At 67.6% G+C, this 11,039-nt stretch carries 11 protein-coding genes; 4 read left to right on the forward strand and 7 right to left on the reverse strand.

Annotation, left to right across the window (positions count from 1 at the left end; all coding sequences use genetic code 11):
* Both ACR2JA_RS03945 and ACR2JA_RS03950 read right to left on the reverse strand, forming a co-directional pair.
* A partial coding sequence (locus tag ACR2JA_RS03945; protein ID WP_434007818.1) for a nitrite/sulfite reductase occupies positions 1-1,096 on the reverse strand: 1,096 nt, incomplete at its 3' end.
* A gap of 21 nt (positions 1,097-1,117) precedes the next feature.
* Complete coding sequence (locus tag ACR2JA_RS03950; RefSeq protein WP_434007819.1) at positions 1,118-1,909, reverse strand: sulfite exporter TauE/SafE family protein; 792 nt, start codon at positions 1,907-1,909, stop codon at positions 1,118-1,120.
* 150 nt (positions 1,910-2,059) lie between these two features.
* Between ACR2JA_RS03950 and ACR2JA_RS03955 the strand changes: the two genes are divergently transcribed.
* Entirely contained in the window at positions 2,060-2,869 is an 810-nt protein-coding gene (locus ACR2JA_RS03955; protein WP_434007820.1) for a hypothetical protein, read from the forward strand.
* Here the strand turns inward: ACR2JA_RS03955 and ACR2JA_RS03960 are convergent.
* On the reverse strand, positions 2,856-4,079 hold the full coding sequence (locus ACR2JA_RS03960) for an FAD-dependent oxidoreductase (RefSeq protein WP_434007821.1): 1,224 nt from the start codon (positions 4,077-4,079) through the stop codon (positions 2,856-2,858). The two genes, ACR2JA_RS03955 and ACR2JA_RS03960, sit on opposite strands and share 14 nt — an antisense overlap.
* Positions 4,080-4,113: 34 nt before the next feature.
* Positions 4,114-4,386: an oxidative damage protection protein gene (locus ACR2JA_RS03965; RefSeq protein WP_434007822.1), complete on the reverse strand. Its 273-nt coding sequence runs from the start codon at positions 4,384-4,386 to the stop codon at positions 4,114-4,116.
* Positions 4,387-4,721: 335 nt separating this feature from the next.
* On the opposite strand from ACR2JA_RS03965, the gene ACR2JA_RS03970 reads away from it, so the two are divergent.
* Both ACR2JA_RS03970 and ACR2JA_RS03975 read left to right on the forward strand, forming a co-directional pair.
* Positions 4,722-5,495, forward strand: coding sequence for a ferredoxin--NADP reductase (locus tag ACR2JA_RS03970; protein ID WP_434007823.1), 774 nt, complete (start codon positions 4,722-4,724; stop codon positions 5,493-5,495).
* Between the two features lie 87 nt (positions 5,496-5,582).
* On the forward strand, positions 5,583-6,110 hold the full coding sequence (locus ACR2JA_RS03975) for a disulfide bond formation protein B (RefSeq protein ID WP_434007824.1): 528 nt from the start codon (positions 5,583-5,585) through the stop codon (positions 6,108-6,110).
* Positions 6,111-6,114: 4 nt separating this feature from the next.
* Here the strand turns inward: ACR2JA_RS03975 and ACR2JA_RS03980 are convergent, their stop codons facing one another.
* From ACR2JA_RS03980 to argA, 3 genes are all read right to left on the reverse strand, one after another.
* Complete coding sequence (locus ACR2JA_RS03980; protein ID WP_434007825.1) at positions 6,115-7,440, reverse strand: FG-GAP repeat domain-containing protein; 1,326 nt, start codon at positions 7,438-7,440, stop codon at positions 6,115-6,117.
* 39 nt (positions 7,441-7,479) lie between these two features.
* Positions 7,480-8,700: a polyphosphate kinase 2 gene (gene ppk2, locus ACR2JA_RS03985; protein ID WP_434007826.1), complete on the reverse strand. Its 1,221-nt coding sequence runs from the start codon at positions 8,698-8,700 to the stop codon at positions 7,480-7,482.
* A gap of 95 nt (positions 8,701-8,795) precedes the next feature.
* Entirely contained in the window at positions 8,796-10,136 is a 1,341-nt protein-coding gene (argA, locus tag ACR2JA_RS03990; protein WP_434007827.1) for an amino-acid N-acetyltransferase, read from the reverse strand.
* A gap of 81 nt (positions 10,137-10,217) precedes the next feature.
* Between argA and ACR2JA_RS03995 the strand changes: the two genes are divergently transcribed.
* Positions 10,218-11,039, forward strand: an 822-nt coding sequence (locus ACR2JA_RS03995) for a DEAD/DEAH box helicase (protein WP_434007828.1), incomplete at its 3' end; no start/stop codon positions are given.

Genomic DNA, 11,039 nt, shown 5'->3' on the forward strand with positions numbered 1-11,039 from the left:
GGACCTGGAAGCCCAGATCGCCGTCCACGTTGCGCAGCAGGCGCAGGCCGACGTCGTGCCAGGGCGTGGCGGCGCGGTCTTCGCGGGCGCCGGTGATGGCGATCTTGGCGTCGGCGCTCTTGCGGTCGCAGCGCAGGTCGGGCTGCACGAAGAAGGCGCTGACGCGGTCCAACTCGGCCTGGGTGATGGTGTGCGGCGCGCCGTCCTGTTCGACTATGTCGCGGTACTCGGCTTCCACCTGGTCGGTGAAGGACTGGCCTTCGGCCTTGACCAGGATCTTGATGCGGGCCTTGTACTTGTTGTCGCGGCGGCCAAAGCGGTTGTAGGCACGGACCACGGCTTCGAGGTAGTTGAGGATCTGGTTCCAGGGCAAAAACTCGCGGATCACCGCGCCGATGATGGGCGTGCGGCCCATGCCGCCACCCACGCGGACCTGGAAGCCCAGATCGCCGTCCACGTTGCGCAGCAGGCGCAGGCCGACGTCGTGCCAGGGCGTGGCGGCGCGGTCTTCGCGGGCGCCGGTGATGGCGATCTTGAATTTGCGCGGCAGGAAGGCGAACTCGGGGTGCAGCGTGCTCCACTGGCGCATGATTTCGGCGAAGGGGCGCGGGTCGGCCACCTCGTCCACGGCGATGCCCGCCAGGGCGTCGGTGGTGATGTTGCGGATGCAGTTGCCGCTGGTCTGGATGCCGTGCAGGTTCACGCTGGCCAGCAGGTCCATCACGTCTGCGGCGCGGCTCAGGGGAATCCAGTTGAACTGCACGTTCTGGCGCGTGGTGAAGTGGGCGCAGCGGTCCGGCAGGCTGGGCACGTCGGCCAGCGCGACAACGGCTTTGGAGATGTCGTGCACCTCCTTGTTGTCGAAGTCGCGGGCCACCCGGGCCAGGGCGCGCAGCTGGGCTGTGTTGATTTCGCCGTAGGGCACGGCCACGCGCAGCATGGGCGCAAAGCGCTGGACGTACCAGCCGTTTTGCAGACGCAGGGGTTTGAACTCTTCCCCACCGAGGGTGCCGGCGTGGAAGCGGTCGAGCTGGTCGCGGAACTGCGCGGCGCGCTGCTGGACGAACTGTCGGTCGAAATCGGAGTACTGGTACATGTCGGTCTGGGAGAACGGAAATCAGAAAGCGATCAGCTTGGTGCCAGCGTAGGCCAGCAGCAGCGAGAGCAGGGAGCGCACCAGGCGCTCGGGCGTGTGCCGCATCAGGCGGGTGCCCAGCCAGATGCCAGGCAGCGAGCCCGCCAGCAGCTGGGCCAGCAGGGGCCAGTCCACCGAACCCAGGCTGGCGTGGCCCAGGCCAGCCACCAGGGTCAGCGGCACGGCATAGGCGATATCGGCCGCCACGATGCGCGGCAGCGGCAGGAGCGGGAACAGGATCAGCAGCACCGACACGCCGATGGCCCCAGCACCGACCGAGGTCAGCGTGACCAGGGTGCCGATGACCGCGCCGAACAGCACCGGCAGGCTCCAGTGGCGGGCGCGGGTCGCGTCCTGCAACTGGCCTTCGGGTAGGCTGCGCGGCAGCTGCTTGCCGCGCGCGGCCTTGTACAGCATGGCGGCGGCTGTCAGCAGCAGGGCGATGCCCAGGGTGTGCGTCATGACGGCTTGCACCTCGGGGTTGGCAGGGCCCACCCGGTGCAGCACCCACAGGGTGATCAGCGCGGCCGGGATGCTGCCAGCGCACAGCTGCCCCACCACTCGCCAGGGCACCAGGCGCTGGCGGGCCAGGCTGAGCGTGCCACCGGCCTTGGTGACGGCGGCGAACAGCAGGTCGGTGCCGACGGCCATGTAGGGTTTGATGCCGAAGAAAAAGATCAGGATCGGCGTCATGAGCGAACCGCCGCCCACGCCGGTCAGTCCGACGATGAGTCCCACGGCAAAGCCGGCCAAGATGAGGGCGTATTCAGGCATGGGCGGCACTGTAGGCGCGGCGCCTTAGATGGCAAACGACTTTTTATTTATGCATTTATTGCCAGATGGCATAAAGGGCGCAACGGTGGCCGTGCGCTGCGTGACCGAGGTCACCCAGACGGGGGATGTGTCCGTCGTAACATCTGGGCCATGCTGAACCAGCGCATCTACGTGAGCGTGGTGGGGTTTTCCGATGTGGAACGCCACGCGCTCAACACCATTTTTCGCCTGTCCGAAGACCGGGATGTGTCCTACGCGCCCTGGGTGCCGCTGGTGGCGCCGGGCGCACAGCCCACGCTGATGACCGCCGAAGTGCTGCTGGTGGACGGCGAAAGTGCCGAAGCGGTGCTCTCGCACGCCAAGGAAACCCCGACCGGACAGCGCCTGATCTGGGTCGGCCCGGACGCCCCCGACCATGCCTGGCGCGTCCTGCAGCGGCCCATCCAGTGGGCGCACGTGCTGCACGACCTGGACGCGGTCTACGCCGCCCGGCTGGTGGATTCGGGCTACCTCGATCTGGATTTCACCTCCCCCGCGCCGCTGGGCGGCGACCCGGCCGAGCCGCCGCCGCCCATGCGACGTGCCCTGCTGGTCAGCAGCGACCTGGGCGAGCGCGAAACCTTGCGCCTGCGCCTGTGCGCGGTGGGGTTGCCGGACATCGACGAGGTGAGCAACACCGAATCGGCGGTGGAACTGGTGGGCCGCAACCACTACGTGTGCGGCGTTTTCAATCTGGACGAACACCACCTGGACACCTGGTCGCTGGCGCGCCTGTTCGCCCAGCACAACCCCATGGCCCTGAACGTCGGACTGAGCGCGCATGTGGGGGCTGACGGCCATTGGTGGAGTCGCCGCCGCGTGCAGCGCGACGCGCGCAAGGCGCACGTGACCACGGTGCTGGCGCGGCCCGTGCAGGTCCACGACCTCGCGCCCTGGCTGGACCTGCTCAGGCCGGTGTGACGGTGCTGTGTGCCACGGGCTGCGGCTGTCGCCGGGCCTGGCGCCAGGCAAACCGCGCCGGGTCGAGCGCTGCGATCAGGTCGGCGTCCTGCGCCGGTACGTCGGGCGCTTGACCGTCCATCAGCGCCGCCAGTTGCGTGGCACACCAGTGCGAGAGCGTCAGCCCTCGCGAACCCAGGGCGCTCAGGGTGTAAAGCCCGGTCCAACGCGGCACCGCTGACAGGGGCACCCGACCGCGGCGGGCACCGGCGGCGGCCATCACACCCTGCAGAGCGGCCACGTCGGGTACCGCGCCCATCAATGGCAAGCGGTCCAGCGAGGCACAGCGCACCTGGGCCCAGCCCTGCAACTGCCCTTGGGCCAGGGCTTCGTGGAGGCGCTGTGCGGCCACCGGGAGCATGGCCTGCAGGCTCTGCGCGTTGCGCAGGTGCGCCGCATCGCTCAGCGTGCAGCTGTTCAGGCCGCGTTCGTAGGTAGAGCCCATGGCCCAGAGGCGCGAGGGCCACTGCGGCGGCAGGCCCGCGTCTTCGTACACTGGCACGAACACGCCGTTGTCGCGCTGCGGGCGCGGGGCCAGCGGCTCACCCGCCAGCGCGGCCAGGCTCATCTGGCCCTGCACCGGGCGCAAGGGCAGGGTGTCGGTGTCCAGTTGGGCGCAGCCGGCCAGCAGCATCTGGCTGCCGAAGGCCGCCGCCACCACCACCGCGGGCGCTTCGGCCAGCACGCGGCCATCGGCGGCCAGCGCCTGCCAGCCGTCCGCACCAGCCCCCAGACCCAGCGGGCGCAGCTGGGCAACAGGTGCGTTCCAGATCGTCTGCAAGCGGCCCAGGTGCTGTGCCTGGCTCAGCCAGGCCTGCACCAGCGAGGCCGGCCGCACCAGCGCCGCCGGCCAGCGCCCAGGGTCGTGACCGAGGTTGTCCACCTCGCAAGGCTGCCAGCCAGCGCCTGGCGGCACCAGCTGTTCGAGCTGTTCGCGCATGTCGGCCACACCCAGGGCCGAGAGGCGCGAGAGCGGGGTGGGCGCGCGCGTGACGTGCGGGCTGAGCATGCCCACCGGCAGAGCAGAAGCGGCTTGCGCTGGCCCAGGAGCGGCATCGACCAGTGTGGCGCGCCAGCCCCGGCGTGCCAGGGCCACGCAGACCGCGGCGCCGGCCAGGCCGGCGCCGATCACCAGCGCTTGGCGGGCGGGGTTCGGATCGGACAAGGGCATCAGCGGCGCGGCGTGGTGGCCACGCGCTGCAAGATCAGTTGGACGGGGGCACGAAGCCGGCCGCTGCGTCGGCACCTTCGCCGAAGAAGTGCTTTTCCATCTGGCGCGCCAGGTACTGGCGTGCGCGGGCGTCGGCCAGGTTCAGGCGGTTTTCATTGAGCAGCATGGTCTGGTGCTTGAGCCAGCCGGCCCAAGCCTCCTTGCTCACGTTTTCATAGATCTTCTTGCCCAGTTCGCCGGGGTAGGGCGGGAAGTCGAGACCATCGGCTTCCTTGCCGAGCTTGATGCAGTTGACGGTGCGGGCCATGGGGGAGTCCTGTTTCAGATGGCGCTGTGAATAAGCGATATGACGAATGATTCGTTCCAGCCGGCGCGGGCTGCGGGCATGATGCGCGCTCTGGTGAGACGCCAACACCCGCCGCTGTGGCCTGTGAAGCCCCCGACTGTATCAACGAACGGGGGACCTTACGGGCTCTGTGGGTGCCGGGCGGCGGTGCTGACATAGCGCAAAGTGACGCAAGTCCAGCACTTTTACAATCGCCGGTTATTCGCGGCCAGGGCCGATCGGGCCTCCAGCCCGGTCAAGCACTGGCCACAGCCTTCCGCCCCGTGTGACGGGGCCATCCAACGACCAACCACAGCATGAGTGCATTTCAGGAAGAGCGCGTGTTGAGCGTGCACCACTGGACCGATCGCCTGTTCAGTTTCACCACCACCCGCGACCAGTCGCTGCGTTTTTCCAACGGGCACTTCACCATGATCGGTCTGCGGGTCGACGGCAAGCCGCTGCTGCGGGCCTACAGCATCGCCAGCCCGAACTACGCCGACCACCTCGAATTCCTGAGCATCAAGGTACAGAACGGCCCGCTCACCTCGCGCCTGCAACACATCCAAGTGGGCGACACCATCACCGTCGGCCGCAAGCCCACCGGCACGCTGCTGATCGACTACCTGCTGCCCGCCAAGCGCCTGTACCTGCTGGCCACCGGCACCGGTCTGGCGCCGTTCCTCAGCACCATCCGCGATCCGGAAACCTACGAAAAATTCGAGCAGGTCATCCTGATCCACGGCGTGCGCGAAGTCAAAGAGCTCGCCTACAAGGACTACATCGAAAACGAACTGCCCAAGGACGAGTTCCTGGGCGAGATGGTCAGCAAGCAGCTGCTGTACTACCCGACGGTGACGCGCGAGCCGTTCAAACATCAGGGGCGCATTCCCGTGCTGCTGGAAAACGGCACCATCGCCAAAGACCTGGGCGTGCCCCTGCTCAGCCCGCTCGAAGACCGCATCATGATTTGCGGCAGCCCCGAGATGCTGCGCGACCTCAAGGCTTTGGCCGAGAAACTGGAATTCGAAGAGGGCAGCACCAGCCGCCCGGGCGACTTCGTGATCGAGCGCGCCTTCGTTTCGAGCTGACCGGGTGTGACCGTGCCGGAACTTGCGCCCGCACAGCGGGTCAGGTTCCAGGTGCGGTGACGTTTTCCCGATCCTTCAGTCTTTTTCATGCCGACTTCTTTCTCCGTGGCCACTCCGCTGCGCTGGCTGGACCACTTCCCCCGACGCATCCTCGCCCTCACCGCCCTGGCCTGTGTGGGCCTGCTGGCGTTCGGTCTTTACCTGCAGCATTCGGTGGGCCTGGAGCCGTGCCCCATGTGCATCGTGCAGCGCTACGCTTTGATGCTGGTGGCGGTGGTGGCCGGTGTCACGGCGGCCTTGCGTGGGAGCCGAAGGTTCACCGTGGGGGTGGCGCTGATGGGCTCCCTGGCGGTCGCGGGTGCGTTCGTCGCCGCGCGGCAGAGTTTCCTGCAGTGGTACCCACCCGAGGTGCTCAGCTGCGGGCGCGACCTCTACGGCATGATCGAATCGTTCCCGCTCAAGCGCGTGATCCCGATGATCTTCAAGGGCAGTGGCGACTGCTCGGCCATCGACTGGACCTTTCTGGGCCTGACCATCGCCAACTGGTCTTTCCTGTGTTTCTCGGGCATCGCGGCGCTGTCGGCGCTGCTGCTCTGGCGACGTCGCGCGGCCTGAGCCGTCAGGGCAGGGTGACAGGGGCCAGGAACTGGCCCGCGGTCGCTCCCGACTGGAGCAGCAACTGGGCTTGGTCGAGGTTGCCACTAAACTGGGAGATCGAACCATACACCACCAGGTCGATCCGCCCATCGCCGTTGACATCGCCTGCGCCGACGCGCGTGGCCTGCATGGGCAAGGCGTACACCGTGTTGGGCACGAAGCGGCCGTCGGCCGACTGCATCAGCAGGTTCAGATCGGACCGGATGATGGACACCCCGTCGGCCGTGGTGCCGTCGGGGTAGGTGCCAACGAAGGCGAAATCGGGTCGCCCGTCCCCGTTCAGATCGGCCACGGCCTGGCCGTCACGACCCTGGACGGTGGTCACCGGTAACGCGGTGTCGATGGCGCTGGCCCAGCCGCCGCTGGCGTTCTGCGGCAACAGCCGGATGGTCGGCACCGCGCGTTCGTCGAAACGCTCGAAATAGGCCGCCACGTCGGGGCGCCCGTCGCCATTGAAGTCCGTCACCGCCATGTGCGCCGCGGGACCATAGGCAAACGTGGTCAGCCATTGAGCGGCGGGGAAGCTGCCCGCCTTCTGCAACGACAGGCCGAGGGTGGTGTCGTACGAATAGTCCGTGCGCGTGGCCGAGGTGAAGGCCGTGGTCAGGTCGGCCTGGCCGTCGGCGTTCAGGTCGCGGGCCATCACGCGGGTCACCGGCCCCGGCATGTACAGGTCGCGCGGGGCGAGGAAGGTGCCGCGGCTCAGCGGATCCTGCGGCAGGATGACCACCCGGTTCGCACCCGTGCGGGCGTCGCTCAGGGCGATGTCCACCACACCGTCGCCGGTCAGGTCCGCCACGTCCAGGTCGTAGACGTTCGGGCCGGACAACAGCCGGGTCGGTGGCAGAAAGTGCCCGGGCTGGGCCCCGTCTTGCCGCAGCAGCCACACGCCTCCCGGCGACACCAGGTTGTCCCAGACCTTGGCCGGCTCGCCCACCACCAGATCGGGCCGGCCGTCGCCGTCGATGTCGGCGGCCTGAGTGGTCCATGCCTGCAGGCCCGTGCGGTGGTCTTGCGGGGCGGCAAACACACCCGCACTGGTCTGCAAACGCACTTTCACGTGGCCTTCAAACACGCCCATGCTGGGGCTGAGCACAGCGGTGGTCACCACATCGGGCAGGCCATTGCCGTCCAGGTCCACCACCCGCACCGAGGTGGCCGTCCACAGGGGGAACAGCCCGTCTGCCGTGTCATCGCCACCACCGCCGCAGCCCGCCGCCAGCACACCGAACACCACCAGTGGCGCACGGACCCAGGTGCGAGAACGGGGCGCGCGGATGTTGAGCATGACAGGCTCCCGTGAGGCTTGTGTTGAGTGCGTTCGATCTCAGAGGATCGCGCCCCCTGGTCGTTCGCCGCGCTCGTAGACCACATGGGCCCGACCCACGATCAGCGAGTCCAGGGTGCCCAGGTTTTTCGCGTCCTTGTTGGTGTACGGCAGCTTCTGCAGCAGGTAGCGCATGGCGTTCAGGCGTGCGCGTTTCTTGCAGTCGCTCTTGATGACTGTCCAGGGCGAGTCGGCCGTGTCGGTCTCGAAGAACATGGCTTCCTTGGCCTTGGTGTAGTCGTCCCATTTGTCCAGCGAGGCCAGGTCGATGGGGCTGAGCTTCCACTGCTTGAGCGGATGCGCCTTGCGTTCCTTGAAGCGGCGGCGCTGTTCTTCGCGGCTGACCGAGAACCAGAACTTGATCAGGTGGACACCGCTGCGCACCAACTGGCGTTCGAACTGCGGCGTCTGGCGCATGAACTCCTGGTACTCCTCGTCGGAGCAGAAGCCCATGACCTTCTCGACGCCGGCGCGGTTGTACCAGCTGCGGTCGAACAGCACGATCTCGCCCGCCGTGGGCAGGTGCTGCACGTAGCGCTGGAAGTACCACTGGCCGCGCTCGACCTCGCTGGGCTTTTCCAGCGCCACCACGCGCGCGCCGCGCGGGTTCAGGTGTTCCATCATGCGTTTGATGGTGCCGCCCTTGCCGGCGGCGTCGCGCCCTTCGAACAGGATCACGATGCGCTGCCCGGTTTCCTTGGCCCAGGCCTGCAGCTTGAGCAGCTCGACCTGCAGCAGGTATTTCTGCGCCTCGTAAACCTTGCGCGAGAGCAGGTTCTTGTAGGGGTAGGCGCCGCTGCGCCAGTCCTTGTTGAGTTGTTCGTTGGGGTCCACCTCGTCGGCCGTGCTGGTCCGTTGGGAGGCTTTGGCCTCGCCGCGCAGCAGCTGGCGGATGGCCTTGGCGTCGTCGGGCGCGGCCCCTTCGAGGATGGCGCGCAGCGACTCGGCCTTGTCAGCCTTGCTGCTCTCGGGGCGCGAGAGGATGTCGCGCACCGCGGCCAGCTGGCCGGCCTGGCGTGCCGACACCGCCTGTGTGACGGTGTTCTTGCGGATGGTCTTGGGTTGGCGGCTGCCGCTGGTGTCGCCCAGGGCCACACGGCGCGGGGCCTCGGCCTTGGCGGTCCGGCGGACGGGCTGAGCGGCGGATTTTGAGGCGGATTTCGCGCCGCTGGCGGCGGCTGTGGCGGCGGGCTGGGGCGAGGCTGTGCTGCGTTCTGTCATGCTGTTTTCACCGGTGGTTCGTGCAAACCACCAGTATGGACAGCGCCACAGGCGCCGGTTTGATTTTGATCAAACCGGGCCGCGCCAGGCCGGCTTCAGCTGAGCTTTTTCACCAGCACCTGGCTGCGGCGGTCCCAGTTGTATTTGCGCTTGCGGGCTTCGGGCAGCCAGTCGGGGCTGACCTGCACAAAACCGCGCTTGACGAACCAGTGCATGGTGCGGGTGGTCAGCACAAAGATGCTATGCAGCCCCTGTGCCTTGGCGCGGGTTTCGATGCGCTTGAGCAGGCGTTCGCCGTCGCCCTGGCTCTGGGTGTCGGGCGAGACGGTCAGGGCCGCCATTTCGCCAGTGCGCTCTTCGGGGTAGGGGTAGAGCGCGGCGCAACCGAAGATCACGCCGTCGTGTTCGATGATGGTGTAGTTGCCGGCGTCGCGTTCGATCTCGGTGCGGTCGCGCTTGACCAGGGTGCCGTCTTTTTCAAACGGCTCGATCAGCGCCACGATGCCGCTGACATCGTCCATGCCGGCTTCGCGCACGCTCTCCAACTTTTCGTCCACCACCATGGTGCCGATGCCGTCGTGGGTGTAGATCTCCAGCAGCAGCGCGCCGTCCACCGCAAAGGGCAGGATGTGGCTGCGCTCGACGCCCGCTTCACAGGCGCGTATGCAGTGCTGCAGGTAGAACGCCGTGTCGGTGGGCACCGTGGCGGGCGGCAGGGCAGCCAGCATGCGCTTGGCGTCGGCCAGCGGCAGTTCGGTGTCGATCTCGCTGTCGGCGTCGGACTCGTCCACGCGGATGCCGGGCACCTCGGTCAGGAACATCAGCTTGTCGGCCTGCAGCGACACCGCCACCGAGGTGGCCACGTCTTCCATGGTGAGGTTGAAGGCCTCGCCGGTGGGCGAGAAGCCGAAAGGCGAGAGCAGCACCAGCGCGCCCATGTCCAGCGTGCGCTGGATGCCTTCGGTGTCCACCTTGCGCACCAGGCCCGAGTGCAGGAAGTCCACCCCGTCGATCAGGCCCACCGGGCGGGCGGTGATGAAGTTGCCCGAGATCACGCGCACCGTGGCCCCGGCCATGGGCGTGTTGGGCAGGCCCTGGCTGAACGCGGCCTCGATTTCGTAGCGCAGCTGGCCGGCGGCTTCCTGCGCGCAGTCCAGCGCCACCGAATCGGTGATGCGCATGCCGTGCGAGTACTTCGCGTCGTGGCCTTTGAGGCGCAGCTGTTCGTTCACCTGCGGGCGAAAGCCGTGCACCAGCACCACCTGCACGCCCATGCTCTGGATCAGGGCCAGGTCCTGCGCGATCAGCGGCAGCTTGCCGGCGGCAATCGCTTCGCCCGCCACGCCGACCACCACCGTGCTGCCGCGCAGCTTGTGGATGTAGGGCGCGACCGAGCGGAACCAGGGCACGAAGGTGAAGTTGAAAACGTTGGACATGGAGGCGCAGAGGGGCGTTCAGATGGAGGCGACGCGGCGCGGGATAATCGCCGGTTGCCTGATTTTGACTGAAGTTCCCCCTTGTCCTCTGCGCCGCTGACCATCGAGTTTCCCGAGTCCCTGCCCGTCTCTGCCCGTCGGCAGGAGATCGAAGACGCCATCCGCGACCACCAGGTGGTGATCGTCTGTGGTGAAACGGGTTCAGGCAAGACCACGCAGCTGCCCAAGATCGCGCTGCAGATGGGGCGCGGCCGGCTCAATGCCCAGCCGGGACAACGGGGCCAGCTGATCGGCCACACCCAGCCGCGGCGGATCGCGGCCAGCAGCGTGGCCAAGCGCATTGCCGAGGAACTCAAGACACCGCTGGGCGAGGTGGTGGGCTACAAGGTCCGGTTCCAGGACCGGCTGAGCAAGGACGCTTCGGTCAAGCTGATGACGGACGGCATCTTGCTGGCCGAGACGCAGACCGACCCCGACCTGCGTGCCTACGACACCATCATCATCGACGAGGCGCACGAGCGCTCGCTCAACATCGATTTCCTGCTCGGCTACCTGCGCCAGCTGCTGCCGCGCCGGCCCGACCTGAAGATCATCGTCACCTCGGCCACCATCGATGCCGACCGGTTCGCCCGTTACTTCGAGTCGAAGAAGGGCCCCGCGCCGGTGTTGATGGTCTCGGGCCGCACCTTCCCGGTGGAGGTGCGCTACCGGCCTTTCGAGGAAAGCCGCGAATACGACCTGAACAACGCCATCGCCGATGGCGTCGACGAGCTGTGGCGCGGGGGCGCAGGGCAGGGCGGGGACATCCTGGTCTTCCTGCCGGGCGAGCGCGAGATCCGCGAGGCCGCCGACCACCTGCGCAAGCACCTGGCGCACCAGCCCGCGCTGCGCAACGCCGAGGTG

It is taken from the genome of Hydrogenophaga sp. (assembly GCF_051007235.1).
In the GTDB taxonomy this organism is placed as follows: domain Bacteria; phylum Pseudomonadota; class Gammaproteobacteria; order Burkholderiales; family Burkholderiaceae_C; genus Hydrogenophaga.